This is a genomic window from Rhizobium sophoriradicis, from assembly GCF_003939025.1.
GTDB lineage: Bacteria > Pseudomonadota > Alphaproteobacteria > Rhizobiales > Rhizobiaceae > Rhizobium > Rhizobium sophoriradicis.
The window spans coordinates 223,148-240,330 of sequence record NZ_RQIH01000007.1 but is presented as its reverse complement, the minus strand read 5'-3'; the positions used below and the strand labels follow the sequence as shown (position 1 = coordinate 240,330).

18 protein-coding genes are annotated in these 17,183 nt (G+C 61.2%); 11 read left to right on the top strand and 7 right to left on the bottom strand.

Annotation, left to right across the window (positions count from 1 at the left end):
* Nucleotides 1-72 precede the first annotated feature (72 nt).
* From EFR00_RS13905 to EFR00_RS13890, 4 genes are read right to left on the bottom strand one after another with little or no spacing between them, the layout of a single operon-like run.
* Entirely contained in the window at nt 73-582 is a 510-nt protein-coding gene (locus tag EFR00_RS13905) for a chemotaxis protein CheW (protein WP_009986416.1), read from the bottom strand.
* Nucleotides 579-2,624, bottom strand: coding sequence for a chemotaxis protein CheA (locus EFR00_RS13900; RefSeq protein ID WP_077990581.1), 2,046 nt, complete (start codon nt 2,622-2,624; stop codon nt 579-581). Before EFR00_RS13900 ends, EFR00_RS13905 begins: the two co-directional genes overlap by 4 nt.
* Nucleotides 2,621-2,989: a response regulator gene (locus EFR00_RS13895; protein ID WP_077990584.1), complete on the bottom strand. Its 369-nt coding sequence runs from the start codon at nt 2,987-2,989 to the stop codon at nt 2,621-2,623. Before EFR00_RS13895 ends, EFR00_RS13900 begins: the two co-directional genes overlap by 4 nt.
* Nucleotides 2,990-2,993: 4 nt before the next feature.
* Nucleotides 2,994-3,317, bottom strand: coding sequence for an STAS domain-containing protein (locus EFR00_RS13890; RefSeq protein ID WP_077990587.1), 324 nt, complete (start codon nt 3,315-3,317; stop codon nt 2,994-2,996).
* Between the two features lie 342 nt (nt 3,318-3,659).
* Here EFR00_RS13890 and EFR00_RS13885 point away from each other — a divergent pair, with 342 nt between their 5' ends.
* Nucleotides 3,660-5,408 (top strand): chemotaxis protein, encoded by a 1,749-nt coding sequence (locus tag EFR00_RS13885; RefSeq protein WP_077990590.1) that lies wholly within the window; start codon nt 3,660-3,662, stop codon nt 5,406-5,408.
* 32 nt (nt 5,409-5,440) lie between these two features.
* Here the strand turns inward: EFR00_RS13885 and EFR00_RS13880 are convergent, their stop codons facing one another.
* Both EFR00_RS13880 and EFR00_RS13875 read right to left on the bottom strand, forming a co-directional pair.
* Nucleotides 5,441-6,523, bottom strand: coding sequence for a tetratricopeptide repeat protein (locus EFR00_RS13880; RefSeq protein ID WP_077990854.1), 1,083 nt, complete (start codon nt 6,521-6,523; stop codon nt 5,441-5,443).
* A gap of 10 nt (nt 6,524-6,533) precedes the next feature.
* Nucleotides 6,534-7,187, bottom strand: a complete 654-nt coding sequence (locus EFR00_RS13875; RefSeq protein WP_038691182.1) for a thiamine phosphate synthase — start codon at nt 7,185-7,187, stop codon at nt 6,534-6,536.
* Between the two features lie 108 nt (nt 7,188-7,295).
* Here EFR00_RS13875 and EFR00_RS13870 point away from each other — a divergent pair, with 108 nt between their 5' ends.
* Nucleotides 7,296-8,060 (top strand): sulfite exporter TauE/SafE family protein, encoded by a 765-nt coding sequence (locus EFR00_RS13870; RefSeq protein ID WP_077990593.1) that lies wholly within the window; start codon nt 7,296-7,298, stop codon nt 8,058-8,060.
* 71 nt (nt 8,061-8,131) lie between these two features.
* On the top strand, nt 8,132-8,392 hold the full coding sequence (locus tag EFR00_RS13865) for an ArsR/SmtB family transcription factor (RefSeq protein ID WP_003552646.1): 261 nt from the start codon (nt 8,132-8,134) through the stop codon (nt 8,390-8,392).
* A 50-nt stretch (nt 8,393-8,442) separates the two neighbouring features.
* On the opposite strand, the gene EFR00_RS13860 is transcribed toward EFR00_RS13865, so the two are convergent.
* The gene (locus EFR00_RS13860) at nt 8,443-8,910 is read right to left on the bottom strand and encodes an Lrp/AsnC family transcriptional regulator (protein ID WP_009994841.1); all 468 of its coding nucleotides are present in this window, start codon (nt 8,908-8,910) and stop codon (nt 8,443-8,445) included.
* Nucleotides 8,911-9,143: 233 nt separating this feature from the next.
* On the opposite strand from EFR00_RS13860, the gene EFR00_RS13855 reads away from it, so the two are divergent.
* The 8 genes from EFR00_RS13855 to EFR00_RS13820 all read left to right on the top strand — a co-directional run bounded on the left by EFR00_RS13855 (nt 9,144) and on the right by EFR00_RS13820 (nt 17,173).
* Complete coding sequence (locus EFR00_RS13855; RefSeq protein WP_077990596.1) at nt 9,144-10,202, top strand: homoserine dehydrogenase; 1,059 nt, start codon at nt 9,144-9,146, stop codon at nt 10,200-10,202.
* Nucleotides 10,199-11,608 carry an aldehyde dehydrogenase family protein gene (locus tag EFR00_RS13850; RefSeq protein ID WP_077990599.1) on the top strand — a complete coding sequence of 470 codons (1,410 nt, stop codon included), beginning with the start codon at nt 10,199-10,201 and terminating at the stop codon, nt 11,606-11,608. Before EFR00_RS13855 ends, EFR00_RS13850 begins: the two co-directional genes overlap by 4 nt.
* 133 nt (nt 11,609-11,741) lie before the next feature.
* Nucleotides 11,742-12,521 (top strand): ABC transporter ATP-binding protein, encoded by a 780-nt coding sequence (locus tag EFR00_RS13845; RefSeq protein ID WP_077990601.1) that lies wholly within the window; start codon nt 11,742-11,744, stop codon nt 12,519-12,521.
* Between the two features lie 38 nt (nt 12,522-12,559).
* Nucleotides 12,560-13,330, top strand: coding sequence for a transporter substrate-binding domain-containing protein (locus EFR00_RS13840; RefSeq protein WP_009992142.1), 771 nt, complete (start codon nt 12,560-12,562; stop codon nt 13,328-13,330).
* A gap of 119 nt (nt 13,331-13,449) precedes the next feature.
* Nucleotides 13,450-14,172: an ABC transporter permease gene (locus EFR00_RS13835; RefSeq protein WP_038691195.1), complete on the top strand. Its 723-nt coding sequence runs from the start codon at nt 13,450-13,452 to the stop codon at nt 14,170-14,172.
* Between the two features lie 12 nt (nt 14,173-14,184).
* On the top strand, nt 14,185-14,874 hold the full coding sequence (locus EFR00_RS13830; RefSeq protein ID WP_038691197.1) for an ABC transporter permease: 690 nt from the start codon (nt 14,185-14,187) through the stop codon (nt 14,872-14,874).
* 28 nt (nt 14,875-14,902) lie between these two features.
* Nucleotides 14,903-15,784: a 4-hydroxy-tetrahydrodipicolinate synthase gene (dapA, locus tag EFR00_RS13825; protein ID WP_077990603.1), complete on the top strand. Its 882-nt coding sequence runs from the start codon at nt 14,903-14,905 to the stop codon at nt 15,782-15,784.
* A 114-nt stretch (nt 15,785-15,898) separates the two neighbouring features.
* Nucleotides 15,899-17,173, top strand: a complete 1,275-nt coding sequence (locus tag EFR00_RS13820; protein WP_077990605.1) for a trans-sulfuration enzyme family protein — start codon at nt 15,899-15,901, stop codon at nt 17,171-17,173.
* Nucleotides 17,174-17,183 lie beyond the last annotated feature (10 nt).

The following is a 17,183-nucleotide window of genomic DNA, read 5'->3' as shown; positions in this document are numbered from 1 at the left end:
GTGAACGCCGTCACCAGTTTCGTCTTTATTGTCAAGCGCATGTCAAACCCCCAAGTTTGAATTCATCCAACGTCAGCTGACGGCTCCCGCCGCCTTGTGCCTCGATGAAAAAATCGCCTGCAGATTGGGGAGAATGATGAACTCTCCACCCCTCTTCACCAGGCAGTTGATGTAGTCGGCGCGCCAGCGCATGCCGATGCTCGGCGGCGCCTCGCTCGCTGTCTTTGCCAGCGTCGTCACCTCGTTCACCTTGTCGGTTCTGAGGCCGACCAGCGTCGGCTCGCCCTGCAGATCGATCTCGATGACGATGATACGGCTGTCGATCGTGGCTTCCGCCGCCTCCATCCCGAAGGCGAGACGCAGATCGGCCAGCGGAATGACCTTGCCGCGAAAATTGATGACGCTGGCGACGAAGGGCTGGCTTCCCGGCACCGCGGTCTCCGGAAGCAGGTCCAGGATTTCCTGGACGATGACCGCTTCCAGCGCGAAGGTCTCGCCGTTGAGATCGAAGGTCAGCACCTCGACTTCCTCGGCATAGTTCCAGTGATTGTCGAACCGTTCGGCTGTTGCTGCTGCACTCATCCTGCTACCCGCAATTGCGCCTCCTGTTGCTGACCCGCGGCCACCAGGTGCCCGACGTCGAGAATGAGGGCGACGCTGCCGTCGCCGAGAATGGTGGCGCCCGAAAAGGTCGCCACGTCGTTATGCAGTTTCGACATCGACTTGATGACCGTCTGGTGGTCGCCGATGATCTGATCGACGACGAGGCCGACGCGCTCCGTGCCGGTCGAGATGACGACGACCTTCTGATGCACGTCGGGTTTCGTGCCGGTGCGGAAAAGATCGCGCAGGCGCAGGAACGGCACCAGGCTGTCGCGCAGCGAGATGAAGCTGCGGCCGCGCGAGCGGAGATCTTCCTCGAGTGACAGTTCGAGGCATTCCTCGACTGCCGAAAGCGGGATGACGTAGCGGCCGGAACCGACACGCACCAGCAGGCCGTCGATGATGGCAAGCGTCAGCGGGATGCGCAGCGATACTTCCGAACCCTGCCCCGGCACGCTGACGATGTCGATCGCGCCGCGCAGCTCTTCGACCGTTTTCTTGACCACGTCCATGCCGACTCCGCGCCCGGACAGATTGGTGATCGCCGCAGCCGTCGAGAAGCCCGGAGCGAAGATCAGCTGCAGCAGCTCGGAATCGGAGAGCGGCTGGCCGGGATGGATAAGGCCGGAGGATTCCGCCTTGGCGCGAACCCGTTCGCGATTGATGCCGCGGCCGTCGTCCTTGATCGAGATAATCACCTCGCCGCCGGCCTGGCGGGCGGAAAGGACCACCGTGCCGGCTTCGGTCTTGCCGGCGGCAAGGCGGTCGGCAGGCACCTCGAGACCATGATCGATCGAATTGCGCACCAGATGCACCAGCGGATCGGCCAGCCGTTCGATCACCGTCTTGTCGACTTCGGTGGTCTCGCCCTCCATCACCAGCTCGATCACCTTGCCGGTCTCGCGGGCGAGATCGTGGACGAGGCGGCGGAAGCGGGAGAACAGGGTTGCGACCGGCACCATGCGCAGCACCATCATCGTGTCGCGCAATTCACCGGACAGGCGTTCGATTTCTTCCGAGACGGAGCGCAGCGCAATATCGGCGCTGGCGCTGGCAAGCTGGCTGAGACGTGATTGCGCGATGACAAGCTCGCCGACCCGGTCCATCAGCTCGTCGAGACGCTCGGCCGGAACGCGAACATTCTCGGCCGCCTTCGCCTGGCTGGCGGCGGCGGGCGCCTCGCGCCGGGCCGGAACCGCCTCGACCGGGCGAAACTCCGGAACGGCAGCCGGCGGAACGGCCACCGATACTGCGGCGACCGGTGCAGCTGCGGCCCGCTCCACGGTCGGAGCAGCGGTTGCCGACCCGGCGATCTCCTCGACGCTGAGTTCCATATCGTCGAGCACGAAGATGAAGACGTCGTCGATCGCCGAGCGGTCCTGCTCGCTAGTCAGCATCACGTCCCAGGAAATATGGAGTTCCGTCGGCGTGAGCTCGTCAAGCGGCGGAATGGCCGAGGTGTTGGCGCGCACCGTGCATTCGCCGAGATCGCGCAGCTCGTCCAGCAGGCCGAGCGGGTTGGTGCCGTTGGCCATCGAGTTGGCGGGCAGACTGAAGCGGATACGCCAGCTGTTCTTCTTCGCCGATATCTCACGCACGACCACGGGCGTAGCAACAGCGGCCGGTCCGGCCGCAGGCGCCGCCGGCTTGCCGCCGACGGCCGCCTGCAGCTGCGCCAGAAGCTTGCTGCCGGTATCGCCGTGATCGGCATCCGGCCGGTCGACGAGGGCGCGCATATGGTCCTGGGCGGCCAGAACGGCGGCGACGAGTTCGCTGGTCGCCGCCACCTCGCCCTTGCGGACGCGGTCGAAGGCGGTTTCGCAATGATGGGTGAAAGCGGCGAGCGCCTCGAAACCGAACATCGCGCCGGATCCCTTGAGCGTGTGGAGCCCGCGGAATACGGCATCGACAAGATCCTTGTTGTCGAGCTGGTGGGTGAGGTCGAGAAGACCGACCTCGATCGCTTCAAGGCATTCGGCAGCCTCCATGCGGAACACGGCAACGGGATCGAGCGTGCTCATCGTCCGAGAACCTTCTTCACGATCTTCACGAGATTTTCCGGATCGAAGGGCTTGGTCAGCCAACCCGTAGCACCCGCGGCCTTTGCGCGTGCCTTGAGATCGGCATCCGATTCCGTCGTCAGGAAGATGATCGGAACGCCGGCCTGCCCGGGCAGCTTCCTGAGCTCCTCGATCATCGTCAGCCCGTCCATAACCGGCATGTTGAGATCGGTCACAATCAGATCGAAGCGGCTGCCCTTGGCAGTCGCGAGGCCTTCGGCCCCATCTGCGGCCTCGGTGACGATGTAGCCGGCATTGGTCAGCGTGACCTTGGTGGTCAGGCGGATGCTGGCGGAATCGTCAACAGTCAGGATGTTTGCAGTCATAATATCATTCCCCTTTATGCAACCAGAACTTGGAATCTTCGTGATCGAAGGATTCGATAAAACCTGCGCGCTCAAGTACCTTCAGGACCGAGCCGCGAGCAGGTGTAGAAAGCTTGAAGGTCTTTCCGTCAGCTTTTGCTTGGCGACGCGATGACTCGATGAGTTGAATGAAACTCAGATCCGCTTCCGCACTTTCGGGGATGTTGACAACGATTGTATCACGCTCATGAAATTCGGCTGTAAACTTTGAATATAGTTCAGAAACAGAGCGAATGCTCAGCGAGTCCGGTAAATTTATAGATTCGTAATATTGTTTAGGAGTGTCCAACGCAGCCTCCCCGGCCCGAGAAATACTTGACGACCCCAGAAGGACTCTCACGGCAGCGTTAATGCAGGGTAAACAGCGGTTGTATGAAACTACCGTATAACGAGTCTTGAGACTCCCAATTCTCATCCGGGATAAGTTGTATCTATTCCTCAAAATTTAGAAACAAATAAAATAAAAGCAGTGGGTTAAGCGATATTAACCGACCGCGAGGTCGCTACGGCGCTCAATCCCCATCTTTCGTTAATCACAACGCTGACGAGTCCGGCGCGTTTACCGGACGTTTCCATCCTGCGCGTAAAAATAGTGTCAGATAAGCCTGTGTTTTAAGAAAAGGTATAAAAGTTGGCACACGCTCTGGTATCGCCGCCCGCTGCAGCCTACACATCCGGGCGGGACATCGGCCGGACTCTGGAATCCGCCCGCAGCCGGGTCGAGGAACGTTTTCTCGAAGGCGGCACCGTGCTGCTGTCGGTGATGGATGTTCTCAACCGTTTGTTGAATTCTCTTGAGGGTGTCACGGCGGCGCTCGACAATGGGGAGGCGAGCGATACCGGCGCCGATCTCCGTGCCACCGTGGAGAGCCTGACGGCGCTGCCGGTCACCGAAGAAAACCGTCAGCAGGCGCTCGTCTCACTGGCGCAAACCGGCAGGGATCTGCGCAAATATGTCTCCGACATGCAGGAGACGATGCGGTACCTCAGAACTTTCGCCGTGACCGTGAAGATCACCGGCGCCGGCCTTGCCGAATTCGCCGGCTTCGCACAGGAGATCCTGGAGCGAATCTATTCCGGCACTGATGAAGTCAATCGTTTCGCGACGCATCTCGACAGTCTCGACAAAGAGGTCAAACTTGCCGCCGCCTTCGGCGCCAGTGTCTCCAAGGGCTACGCCGATACCGTTCCGGCCGTTGCCGCCGCCCTGCGCGACGACGCCGCCAAGATCGCCGAACACCGCAAGCATCTCGGCGTCGTCGCCCGCGAGGTCGGCGCGATTGCACGCGGCGTCCAAAGCAAGGTCGCCTCGACGCTCTCCGCCTTGCAGATCGGCGATATCACCCGTCAGCGCATCGAGCATGTACAGGCCACCCTATCGCTGCTTGAGGAGTTCTTTGCCGGCGAGGAGGGCGCGAAGCTCGACGCCGGCGCACGCAAGCGTCTTCAGAACGTCATTCACCATCTGACCGCAGCGCAGATGAGCGACATGTGCATAAACTTCGAGCGGGAATCGGAAAACGTCGTCACGACGATCGCCAGTTTCGACCACGACATGCGGGAGATCCTCAAGCTGCGCGACCAGATGAGCGGCGCGAGCGGCGAATCCGGCGGCAATTTCATGCGCGCGCTGGAATCAAGCGTTTCAGCCGCCCACGAAATCGTCCGGCAGGTCGATACGGCAAGCCGGCAGGCCGACCAGGTGAGCCAGTCGACGATCGGCACCGCCGCCAAGCTCTCCGAAGCGATTGCCAACATCCGCGCCGTCAAGACCGACATCCATTATATGGCCCTGAACACCAACCTGCGCTGCAGCCGTCTCGGTGAGGAAGGCAAGTCGATCAACGTCGTCACGGCCGAATTGCGCATTTTCGCCGGAAAGCTCGATGAATCCGCCGACGCCATCGTCAGCGGCCTGCCGGCGCTCGAAGCCGCGGCCGGGCGCGTCACTCCGGCCACGGATGCCGGGGCGGGCGGCCTGGGAGAAAGCCTGACCTCGGCAGTCGGCAATATCCGCTCCGCAGCCGATATGATGGAAAAAGAGCTGAAGGTGCTCGCCGAAAACGGCCGCGAGGTCGCCACCAAAATCGGCCTGCTGATTGGCAAGCTCGATTTCCAGCGTGACCTCGGTGAGGTCTTTGCCCGCTGCGCCGATGTCCTTAATGAGGCCGCCGGCTCCGAGGTCGCCGATATTTCCGATCTCGCGGAGGCGATCGCGCCGCTCGACCGCAAGATCTTCAGGCACTATACGATGGTTCAGGAGCGCAACATTCATCGTGACATCATTCCGGCAAGCGAAGTCAGCGCTCCCGCCTCTGCTCCCGCCGAGCCTGCCAAAATCGAAAACGACGAGGATCTTTTCGCCGACGCGCTGTTTTGAAATCGCCCGGCTGGGACGCGCGGCGCTATTATTTAGCGCCGGCGGAACTTGTTGGCGGCATCGATCGCCGCCTTCTGCTGGCCGTCCTCGATGCCCAGATAAAAATCCTCGAGCGCCGGATCGGCAAGCCCGGCGCGGCGCGACAGCACGTACCACTTCGCCGCCTCGACCGGATTGGGCGGCGTGCCGATGGCATTGACATAGAGGTGGGCGAGTTTGTTCTGCGCGACGACGTTGCCGCCATTGGCGGCAAGTTTCAGCCATTCGAAACCTTTGACATAATCCTTCGGGCCGCCGACACCGTTGACGAGCCAGATGCCGAGATCGAGTTGAGCCGTGTCGAAGCCGGCGCGCGCCGCGCGCGCCATCCACTCGCGGGCGAGCTGTTTCTTTTCTTCCGGCAGGTCTTTCAGCGTCGCGTAAAGCTGCGCCACCGCATATTGCGAATCGGCAATGCCCTGCTCGGCCGATTTCTCATAGAATGGCAGCGCCAGCTTCAGCCCCTTCTCGCCGGGATTGTCGGCCACGAGGATCTGCGCCCAATTGAATTCCGCTGAAGGATTGCCGGCTTCGGCTGCCTTGCGCATGTAGTCGTCGGCCTTGACCTTGTCGCGCGGCACGCCTTGGCCTTCCATCAGCATCAGCGCATATTTGAACATGGCCGCCGGATCACCGCCTTCGGCGGCCTTGCCGTACCAGAAGGCCGCGTTCTTAACGTCCTTCTTGACGCCGAGACCCTGGGAGAGGATTTCGCCGATCAGCGTCTGCGCCGCCGGATCTCCGAGCTGGGCGCGCGGCAGCGCCTTATCCATTGCTGTGAGGTAATAACCGCGCTGGTAGGCGCCGTAAGCCTCGTCGATCGGTCCCTTGTAATCCTTCTCCGGCGGCAGGTCCGGCAGCTTCGCGCCCATCCGGTCGAAAACCCCGACGCCATTGGAGGGGCGCACGCCGGGACCGGCGGGCCGATCGGTGCGAAAGGTCGAAGCCGGCGCCGTGCCCGGCTGGCTGATGACGCGGTCGGCCGCCTGCGCCAGGGCGACATCAGGCCCGGCCGCAAGGAGGCCGGCTATGCTGGCGAGCAGATATTTCAAGAGACGAGCGGGCGGGATCGGCATGAGCGCGATTTCAATCCTCAAACCGTGGCGCTTTTTCGTCAAGCAATGCGTTGATCTCGGCAATGATTGATGGCGCCCGGGCGGGATCGTCGAAGACCGCCAACCGCAGCGCCACGAACTCCGCTCCGGTCTCCGCAACGGCGAGCGCCGATGCCGGATCGGTGCCGCCCATGACGATGCAGGGGATTTCGATCATCGAAGCCCACCATTCACCAAGCGCAAGGTTCTTGGGATGTGCCTCCGGCTTGATGTCGCCATCGAGCTTGCCGAAGAAGATATAGTCCGGCCTGGCTTCGCCGATCTCCAACGCCGTATGCCGGTCGGCCGCATTGCCGCCGCCGACGATCAGCTTCGGCGCGTGCTTGTCGATCGCCTCCGACAGCGCCTCGGCATTGCCGGAAAGATGCAGGCCATCGGCCTTGGCCCGTCCCGCCACGCGGCTGTCGCCCGCAATCAGCGCTGCGGCGCCGGCATCCTGAATGACAGGCACCAGCTTTTCGGCATGTTTCTGGAAGGTGCCGTCGTCGAGCCCGTATTGCGGCACGATCACCGAGGCGACATCGCCGCCCTTCAGCGCGTCGGCGACGATCCTTGCCTGTTCATCGGCGTCGGCGATATCAGGGGCGATGAGCACCAGGCGGCAGCGGTTTTCGGGTTCGGTCATGAGGTCTTTCCGTTTCCTGCGGATTCCCTCTTCGAAAGGACGGATCCGCACTCGTTTTGTGTGAGTAGTTCCGTTAGAGGAGGCTTGCAAGGGGAGGACGCCGAAAGCATGCCGCAGGATTTGTCATTCTACTACGCCGCTGTGCCCGCCGTGCTCCTGATCGGCCTCGCAAAAGGCGGCATGGGCGACGCTTTGTCGCTGATCGGCTTGCCCTTTCTCGCGCTCGTCGTCTCGCCGGTCGAGGCGGCGGCGATCCTGCTGCCGATCCTGGTCTTCATGGACATGATCTCGCTCGTCGTCTGGCGCAAGCACGGCGACTGGACGACGCTGAAGATCATGCTGCCCGGCGCGATCTTCGGTATCGGCCTCGGCTGGGCGACCTCGGCGCTGGTTCCGGGCAACATCCTGCGCATCGTCATCGGCGCGGTGACCATCTTCTTCTGTCTGCGCTATTTCTGGAACAATTTCGGCCCGGGCGCCGGCAGGGTGATTCCGCCGCGCGGCCAGCGGCCGGTCGCCGCCGGTTTCTGGGGCACGTTCTCGGGTTACGGCAGCTTTGTCGCCCATGCCGGAGGCGCGCCCTTCCAGATCTATGCCCTGCCGCTCAAGCTGCAGCCGCGCGAATATACCGGCACCAGCGTGCGATTTTTCGCGATCCTCAACGCCGTCAAGCTGATCCCCTATTTCGCGCTCGGCCAGCTCGACACGCAGAATCTCGCAACCTCGGCGACGCTGCTGCCTTTCGCCCCGCTCGCCACGCTTGCCGGCGCCTGGTGCGTGCGCCGCATGAAGCCGGAGATTTTCTATCCCTTCATGTATGCAATGGCCCTGATCGCCGCCTTGCTGATCGTGCGCGAGGGCGTTGGCGGCTAAGGGCGGCAAGCACCACGCTGCATTGCACAATTTCCTTGCTGGAACGGCCGGTTTGACGTAGCTTTCCCGCCATGTCGAACACGGACCCCTTCTCTGCGATTGCCGATCCGAACCGGCGCTTTCTGCTGGAGGAATTGCGGCGCGCGCCGCGGACAGTCAACGAGCTTGCCGAGGGCCTGCCGATCAGCCGTCCCGCGGTTTCGCAACACCTGAAGGCGCTGCTTGACAGCAACCTCGTCTCGGTGACGTCGGAAGGCACGAAACGCATCTACGCGGTCAATAACCGCGGCTTCGACAAGCTCAATCTGTGGCTGGATCAGTTCTGGGCTTGATGCATGCTTCTGGATGTCCCAGGATCGGAACGATGGAATAGAAGCGGGTCCTAGTCCGCGATGGGAACAAACATCCCGACTTTGATATCCTTCAACACGACATTCGTGTGAATGCTTTTGATCTGAGGATTCTCGGACATCAGGTTGGCCGTGATCTCATCATATTGTCCAACATCGCGCGCAGTGATAATTGCGACCAGATCGACTGAACCGGTCACGTAGTAGACCTGCTGAATGTGCGCCTGCTTCGCCAACCAGACTCGGAACTTGGAAAGAGCGTCATAATTCTCCCGCTCGATTTCCATCCCCGCGATGAACATCATTGGGGTTCCGGCCGCCTTGCGATCGACAAGGGCAATCTCGGCCGTGATGATTCCGGAATCGCGCATCCGTTTCAGACGCCGCTGCACGGCAGAGGCCGAGAGGCCGACGAGATCGCCTATGATCTCGGCCTTCATCTGACAATCGATCTGGATAATATCCAGAATCTTGCGGTCTAGCTGGTCAATAGTTTCCATAAGGATCGTCGCTATCGGTCGTTTTCCCGCATACTATCCCGATGCGGCGCGGTGAAACTGCATATTTCTGTCTGTTTTCACTTATTGCCTTCACCCACTATCGATCTTCGCGGGAAATCTGCACACTATGGCCGATGCCTGGCAGAACGACCATCAATTTGGTCGTTCTGCAAGCTTCCCGCTGACCTTCTGTAACGTCATCCTTTTCTCGTCACCTATGATGAGGAACCGGGATGGTACAATACAATATCGCACTTATAGGATTTGGTGGGGTCAACCGTGCCTTTGCCGAACTTGTGGCCGAACGAAACAACCGCTGGCGCACTGAACTTGGTTTTCAGCTCAACATCGTCGCGGTTACCGACCTCAATCTCGGCTCCGTCGTGTCGGCCAACGGCATCGACGCTCGCATGCTCATCGAGACTAGATTCGAGAGGGGTGGGTTCGCGAAGCTGTCCGGTGGGTCAGCGGAAGCGGACAACGAGCAAGTCATCAGGCAAGCGCCCGCCGACATCGTCGCGGAGGCAACCTTCACCAATCCCTACGATGGCGAACCGGCCGTTTCCCATTGCCGCTGGGCGCTTGAAAGCGGCAGGCACGTAATCACCACCAATAAGGGCCCGGTCGCCCTCGCCGCCGCCGATCTCAAGGCGCTCGCCCGCCGCAACCACGTTTCATTCGAATATGAAGGCGCGGTGATGAGCGGTACCCCCGTCATCCGCATGGCGAAAACCATGCTTGCCGGTTCTGGGCTCAACGGTTTCGAAGGTATTCTGAACGGCACCTCAAATTTCGTTTTGGGTCGCATGGAGAGCGGGCTCGGCTTTTCCGAGGCCATCGGTGAGGCGCAGGCACTTGGATATGCCGAGGCGGACCCAACTGCAGACGTCGAGGGCCATGACGTGCGGCTCAAAGTGGTCATTCTCGCGAACGAACTGCTGGGCGCCACGCTGACGCCGGGTGACGTTTCCTGCCGCGGTATCTCGTCGCTGACCGTCGGGGACATCGAGTCTGCGGCAAAGGAGCGATGCCGTTGGAAGTTAATCGGCTCGGCAATTCGTGGCGAGGACGGTCGGATCGAGGCCTCCGTGGCGCCACGGCGCTTGGCTCTCGACCATCCGCTCGCAGGGGTGGCCGGTGCCATCAATGCGGTTTCCTTCAATACCGACCTGCTTGGTGCCGTGACCGTCACCGGCCCGGGAGCTGGGCGAGTCGAGACGGCCTATGCGCTTCTCTCCGACATTGTCGCCATCCATCGCGCCGTCCACATGAACAAGGAAGCTGCCGAATGACTGCTGTAAAGCGCCAGATCGCCTCGACCGCCGCAGAGATCGCCGTTTTAAATCCCTATGATGGCTCCCTCGTCGAGATCGTTTCGGCCAGCGGTCCGAACGACATCGACGCGCTCCTTGCCCGCACCAGACATGGCGCCACGCTGTCGCGCGCATTACCCCGGCATCGTCGTGCAGCGATTCTGGAAAAGGCGGCACGGCTCGTCGAAGAACAGTGCGAGGCTTTCGCCCGTACCATCGTCAGCGAAGCAGGCAAGACGATCGTACAAGCGCGCAAGGAGACGTTACGCTGTATCAACACGCTGAAGCTCTCCGCAGAAGAGGCCAAGCGTAATGCCGGGGAGATCGTGCCGTTCGACGCCTATGCGGGCTCCGAGACCCGTCAAGGTTGGTTCACACGCGAACCCCTTGGCGTGATCGCCGCCATTACACCCTACAACGATCCTCTGAACCTCGTCGCGCACAAGCTCGGCCCTGCCATTGCCGGCGGCAATTCGATCCTGCTGAAGCCTTCGGAGTTAGCGCCGCTTTCGGCCCTGAAGCTCGTCGAGACGCTGGTTGCCGCGGGTCTCCCGGAAACGATCGTCACCGTCGCCATCGGGGGCGCCGACCTCGGACACGCCATCGTTTCTGCTCGCGATATTCGAATGGTGTCGTTTACCGGCGGATTTGTGACCGGCGAGGCCATTGCCCGGTCTGCCGGGCTGAAGAAGCTTTCCATGGATCTCGGCGGTAACGCACCGGTCATCGTCATGGCAGATTGCGATATCGACAAGGCCGCGGCGGGGTGCATTTCGGGTGCCTATTGGGCGGCCGGTCAAAATTGCATCGGCGTGCAGCGCATTCTTGTCCAGGCCAGTTGCTATGAGCGTTTCCGCCAGACATTCGTCGCTGGCACCGCCAAGCTTCTCGCCGGGGATCCGAGCCGTGAGGAGACGGATGTTGGCCCGATGATCTCGCCGACCGCGGCCAAACGCGCCGAAACCGCGGTTGAACAGGCGATCGGAGCCGGAGCCCGGCTTTTGTGCGGACACCAGCGCGATGGCGCGCTCTACAGCCCGACGGTGCTTGAGGGCGTTGGCCGCCAAAGCAGACTCTGGCGGGAGGAGATATTCGCGCCGGTGGTCATGCTTGAGCGCTTCGAGACGCTTGCCGACGCGATTTGCATGGCGAACGAGCCGGATTACAGCCTGCATGCCGGGATGTTCACCAGCAACCTCGCCGATGCGCTGGAGGCTGCCGCGGGCATCGAAGCGGGCGGGGTCATGATCAACGATTCCTCAGACTATCGTTTTGACGCGATGCCCTTCGGCGGTTTCAAGCATGGGAGCATGGGGCGGGAGGGCGTTCGCTTTGCCTATGAGGATATGACGCAGCCGAAAGTCGTCTGCATCAACCGCGCATAAGCCGTAAAACTGCGAGGTTTGAAAATATTCGCGGGGGAACGCCTCAAGGACGGCAAACTGCGCGGCCGAACCCCAGCAGACGGGGGTTAAACTCCTTGACCATAAGCCACGCAAAAAGTGGGGAACGAAGTGGATGACGAATGATATCTCCTGCGCTTTGCGGGTCGACGACGTGCACAAAAGCTACGGCGCTCATCAGGTGCTGAAAGGAATTTCCCTCACCGCGAGAAAGGGAGACGTCATATCGCTGATCGGCTCCTCCGGCTCCGGGAAAAGCACCTTTCTGCGTTGCATCAACTTTCTGGAGATTCCCGATCGGGGGCGCTTCGTCGTCAACGGTGAGGAAGTGGTCTTAAGGGCAGGATCGGACGGGCGCGCCCACCCTGCGAATTGGCGGCAAGTGGAGCGCATTCGCACCGGCCTCGGCATGGTGTTCCAAAGCTTCAACCTCTGGGCCCACATGACCGTTTTGGAGAATGTCGTCGAAGCGCCGATCCATGTGCTCGGCATAGGCCGCAAGGAGGCGACGGAAAAGGCGGAGGCGCTGCTGCAAAAGGTCGGCCTATATGAGAAGCGCAACGTCTATCCGGCCTTCCTGTCGGGCGGCCAGCAGCAGCGCGCCTCGATTGCGCGGGCGCTGTGCGTCGACCCCTCCGTGATGCTGTTCGACGAGCCGACCTCGGCGCTTGATCCCGAACTGGTAGGGGAAGTGCTCAAAGTCATTCGTGATCTCGCCGACGAGGGTCGGACGATGCTGCTCGTCACCCACGAGATGAAGTTCGCGCGCGATGTTTCGAGCCATGTGATGTTCCTCCATCAGGGTCGTGTTGAGGAAGAGGGCAGGCCGGAGCAGGTCTTCGGCGCCCCCAGTAGCGTCCGATGTCGCGAATTCACAAGCTCTTCACGCCACTGAGCACCGTTACCGGCCAATCAAAAACAAAGGGAACTGACATGAAAACTACAATCTGCCTCATTGCCGGAGCCACTCTTCTCGCCTCGGCCGCCGGTGCGAACGCGGAGATCCGCTTTGGCATCATGAACGAAGCCTACCCACCGTTCTTTACGAAGGACGCGAGCGGCAATTGGGTCGGCTGGGAAATCGACCTGATGAACGCCGTTTGCTCCGAAATGAAGGAAACCTGCTCGGTCGTCGACATGTCGTGGGATGGCCTAATTCCCGGCCTCCAATCGAAGAAGTTCGACGTTATCTGGTCTTCCATGTCGATCACCGACGAACGCAAGAAGACGGTCGCTTTCACCAACAAGTACTACAACACGCCGAGCAAGCTGATCGGCGCGCAGGATGGAAAGACCGGCACCGCGGTCGAGGATCTCGCCGGCAAGACGATCGGCATCCAGGTTTCCACGATCCAAGCGGATTACTACAAGAAATATTATGCGAGCGTTGCCTCCGAGAAGACCTATGCCACGCTCGACGAAGCGTTTCAGGATCTGGCCGTCGGCCGCATCGATTACGTCTTCGGTGATTCCATCCCGCTGATGAGCTTTCTCCAGACGGATTTTGGCAAGGGCTGCTGCGAGGACAAGGGCAACGTCAAGGATGACCCGCAGGTTCTGGGACAGGGTATCGGCGGCGGCTTGCGCCAGGAGGACACCGAGCTTCTGGCAAGGCTGAACACTGCCATCGCCGCTGTTCGAGCGAACGGAAAATACGCTGAAATCTCCAAAAAATATTTCGACTTCGACCCCTACGGCAAATGAACGGAGTGCTCAGGCGCGGCTGACGCGCCTCGCTGCGTCTATCCAACCCGATACCTTCTCAGAGAGAGAAAAGCGTTCGAGCCGCAGGGCCCTCGGTCGAACGCCAAGGAGCTGTTTTCATGGCGACAAGCTCATCCATTGTGGAACTGCTTTCCCCATATCCGCCTGGGTGGGGTGGGGTGCTGCTTGCCGGCGCTGCCTCAACCATCCTGATTTCGCTCGGTGCGTACGTGTTCGGCATACTGATCGGGCTGACCGGTGCGACAGGTAAACTCAAGGGCAGCCGTGCCGTCGTTACCCTGCTGGATTTTTATACGACGGCGGTGCGCGCCATTCCCGAGCTGATCCTGATAATCGGTCTTTATTACGCCGGGACGGACGGCATCAACAGGATGCTGTCCACGCTCGGCTTCCCATCGATCGAGATCAACGGCTTCCTTGCCGCGGTCGTCGTGCTGGGCATCGTCCAAGGCGCCTACATGATTGAGGTATTGCGCGGCGCGATTCTCGCCATTCCCATTGGCCAGATAGAGGCCGCGAGCGCCTTCGGCATGCGACCCTGGTTGCGCTTCCGGCGGGTCGTGCTGCCGGCGCTAATGCCGAACGCCCTGCCCGGCATGGCCAATTTGTGGATGTCGGTGACCAAAGACAGCGCGCTGATTGCCGTCGTCGGCTACCAGGAACTGGCCTTGGCGACGCGGCTCGCCGCCGGTAACACCAAGCATTACTTCCTGTTCTTCTTGGCCGCCGCCGTCCTCTACCTGGCGATCACGCTCGTCTCCAATGTCGTCTTCGGAGGCCTTGAGACTCATTTCCGGCGTGGTCAGCCGAAATCAGCCTGAGGGGGATAGGCAGTGAATTTCTCATGGGTTTCCAACTATTGGCCGCTTCTCGCCGCAGGCGCGACGCAGACCGTAATGCTGCTTGTCATCTCGGTCGCTCTCGGCTTCGTCCTGGCGATTGGTCTTGCGCTCGCGCAGATCGGCGGACCCCACTGGCTGCGATGGTGCGCCAAGAGTTACTGCACCTGCTTGCGCGGCACACCTTTGCTCATCCAATTGTGGTTGCTCTACTACGGTGTCGGATCCTTGCTGCCCATGATCCCGGGTCTGCGCTCAAGTTTCGTTTGGCCGATCGTGCGTGAGGGCTTCTTCTTCGCGGCGGTTAGCTTCACGCTCAACTACGCGGCCTACGAGGCCGAGGTATTGCGCGGTGCGCTACTTGCCGTGCCGAAGGGCGAACTGGAAGCCGGTCGCGCCTTCGGCATGACCCACTGGACGCTTCTGCGACGCATATGGTTGCCGCGGGCGATCCGCATCGCCCTGCCGACGATCGCCGGCGAAGTGGTGCTGCAACTGAAGGCAACGCCGCTCGCCTTTACCGTCACAGTGATGGATCTCTATGCCGTCGCCTACAAGATCAGGCAGGATACGCTGCTCGTCTACGAGCCTCTGATCGTCGTCACCATCTTCTATGTCTGCCTCACCATCGTCATCACCCGCGCTTTTCGCATTGTCGAAAGGCAGGTGCCGGCGAGGCGCTGACGCTCTTTTGCAATTATCGGAGAATGCAATGTTCAAAGGATCGATCACGGCGCTCGTCACGCCCTTTCTCGACGGCAAGGTTGACGAGGAGGCCTACACTTCGCTGGTGGAGTGGCAGATCGCGGAGGGCAGCCATGGCGTTGTTCCCTGCGGGACGACCGGCGAGAGCCCAACCCTCTCGCATGCCGAGCACAAGCGGCTGGTCGAACGAACTGTAGAAGTGGCGAGGGGGCGAGTTCCCGTGATCGCTGGCGCTGGTTCGAACAGCACCGACGAGGCGATTGATTTTTCCCGGCATGCGCAGGCGGCGGGTGCCGATGCGCTGCTCATCGTCGCGCCCTACTACAACAAACCGACCCAGGAAGGCCTCTACCAGCATTTCCGAGCCATCGACGCAGAAGTCTCCCTACCGATCATTGTCTACAATATTCCTCCACGCAGCGTCATCGACATCTCCGTGGATACCCTTGCTCGGCTCAAGCGGGATTGCCGTAACGTGGTCGGCGTGAAGGACGCCACCGCAAATCTGCTGCGTCCGTCTCTGGAACGCATGGCGTGCGGCCGCGATTTCAACCTGTTGTCCGGGGAGGACGGCACAGCACTTGGCTACATGGCGCATGGCGGCCACGGCTGCATTTCAGTGACCGCCAATGTTGCGCCCCGGCTTTGCGCTCAATTCCAGACGGCATGCCTTTCGGGTGATTTCCGCCGTGCACTGGAGCTTCAGGATCGGTTGATGCCGCTCCATCGCGCGCTTTTCCTGGAGACCAATCCGGCAGGGCCGAAATATGCGCTCTGGCGCCTGGGCCGGATGCGACGCGATATGCGCCTGCCGTTGGTCACCGTCTCGCTCGGGGTGGAGGCCGAAATCGATCTGGCCATGCGCCATGCCGGCCTTCTGACTGATTAGCTCCATTGCCGCGCAGACAACTCCTCCGCACGCCTCAAGCGGCTAGCGAGATTACACGGCTGAAAACGACGCCACCTCCCTCAATTCAAGGGAACGAAATTGCAGGAGAATGCGATGACCGCAACAAGACTCTCAGATCTGCCCGCGCGCGGCATCGACCAGCACAAGGTGGTGCCTGCCGCAAACGCTGGGCAACCTAGTCGAGAAACCCTGGCGCTGAACGGCGGGCTCGTCATCGACCCGGCGACGAAGGCGATCGCCCCGAACATTTCGATGTCCGTCAACAATGTGTTGACATCTGGCGACGGCCCATTTTCCGCCGATGGCGTCGACGACCTGACGGCGCTGCCCTTTCTCTATGCGCGCTGGACCAACCCGACCGTGCGCCAACTGGAACAGCGCCTCGCCGCGCTCGAAGGGGCCGACGACGCGGTGGCCACAGCGACGGGCCTCGCCGCGATCGGAGCCACCTTCTTCACCTTCCTCAAGAAGGGCGACCATCTGATCCTAAGCGATATTTGCTACGCCGGCGCCAACGAGCTCGCCCGGCGGATATTGCCGGACTACGGCATTGAGGTTACGCCGGTCAACATGTCCCGCCCCGAAGATGTGGCGGCCGCCTTCCGGCCCAACACGCGGCTCGTCCATTGCGAAAGTCCGTGCAATCCGATCCTGCGCCTGACCGATCTTGCGGCCATTGCCGAGCTTGCGCGAAAACACGGGGCTTTGATGTCGGTCGATTCGACGCTTGCCACCCCGGTGGCCACGCAGCCGCTCTTGCTTGGCGTGGATCTCGTCATCCATTCGCTGACGAAGTTCATCAACGGCCATGGCGACGCATTGGGCGGGGTTGTCTGCGGACGGAAGGAATTGGTGGAGAAAATCCGCTCGCGCGCCGGCGTCTATCTCGGTGCGGCGATGCCGGCCATGAACGCCTGGCTGATCATGCGTGGCATCGATACGCTGTTTCCCCGAATCCGCACGATCTCGGAGTCGGCCGCGAAAATCGCGGCCTTCCTTCAGGGCCATTCCGCTGTGGAGGCGGTGACCTATCCCGGACTTGCCTCCCATCCCCAGCATGATCTGGCGAAGCGCCAGATGGGCATGTTCGGGGGCATCTTGACCTTCCAGGTGAGGGATCCCGGCCAGATGGCGCAACAACTCGCTGAGCGCCTCAAGGTTGTCCATTATGCGTTTTCGCTCGGTCATCAGCGCTCGATTGTCGTGTTGCTCGACACGCAAGAGATCATGAAATCCACTTACCAGCTTACCGGCGAGCAGCTTGAGGATTATCGCCGTTTTGCGGGCCACGGCGTGTTCCGCCTGTCGGTTGGGCTGGAAGCGACGGACGATCTGATCGTGGATCTCGACCAGGCTATTTCCGTCTGAGCGAGAAAGG

Coding starts and splice junctions, on each gene's coding strand:
- EFR00_RS13905 (WP_009986416.1), bottom strand. CDS start 582: ATGAGTGCAGCAGCAACAGCCGAACGGTTCGACAATCACTGGAACTAT.
- EFR00_RS13900 (WP_077990581.1), bottom strand. CDS start 2,624: ATGAGCACGCTCGATCCCGTTGCCGTGTTCCGCATGGAGGCTGCCGAA.
- EFR00_RS13895 (WP_077990584.1), bottom strand. CDS start 2,989: ATGACTGCAAACATCCTGACTGTTGACGATTCCGCCAGCATCCGCCTG.
- EFR00_RS13880 (WP_077990854.1), bottom strand. CDS start 6,523: ATGCCGATCCCGCCCGCTCGTCTCTTGAAATATCTGCTCGCCAGCATA.
- EFR00_RS13875 (WP_038691182.1), bottom strand. CDS start 7,187: ATGACCGAACCCGAAAACCGCTGCCGCCTGGTGCTCATCGCCCCTGAT.
- EFR00_RS13870 (WP_077990593.1), top strand. CDS start 7,296: ATGCCGCAGGATTTGTCATTCTACTACGCCGCTGTGCCCGCCGTGCTC.
- EFR00_RS13865 (WP_003552646.1), top strand. CDS start 8,132: ATGTCGAACACGGACCCCTTCTCTGCGATTGCCGATCCGAACCGGCGC.
- EFR00_RS13860 (WP_009994841.1), bottom strand. CDS start 8,910: ATGGAAACTATTGACCAGCTAGACCGCAAGATTCTGGATATTATCCAG.
- EFR00_RS13855 (WP_077990596.1), top strand. CDS start 9,144: ATGGTACAATACAATATCGCACTTATAGGATTTGGTGGGGTCAACCGT.
- EFR00_RS13850 (WP_077990599.1), top strand. CDS start 10,199: ATGACTGCTGTAAAGCGCCAGATCGCCTCGACCGCCGCAGAGATCGCC.
- EFR00_RS13845 (WP_077990601.1), top strand. CDS start 11,742: ATGACGAATGATATCTCCTGCGCTTTGCGGGTCGACGACGTGCACAAA.
- EFR00_RS13840 (WP_009992142.1), top strand. CDS start 12,560: ATGAAAACTACAATCTGCCTCATTGCCGGAGCCACTCTTCTCGCCTCG.
- EFR00_RS13835 (WP_038691195.1), top strand. CDS start 13,450: ATGGCGACAAGCTCATCCATTGTGGAACTGCTTTCCCCATATCCGCCT.
- dapA (WP_077990603.1), top strand. CDS start 14,903: ATGTTCAAAGGATCGATCACGGCGCTCGTCACGCCCTTTCTCGACGGC.
- EFR00_RS13820 (WP_077990605.1), top strand. CDS start 15,899: ATGACCGCAACAAGACTCTCAGATCTGCCCGCGCGCGGCATCGACCAG.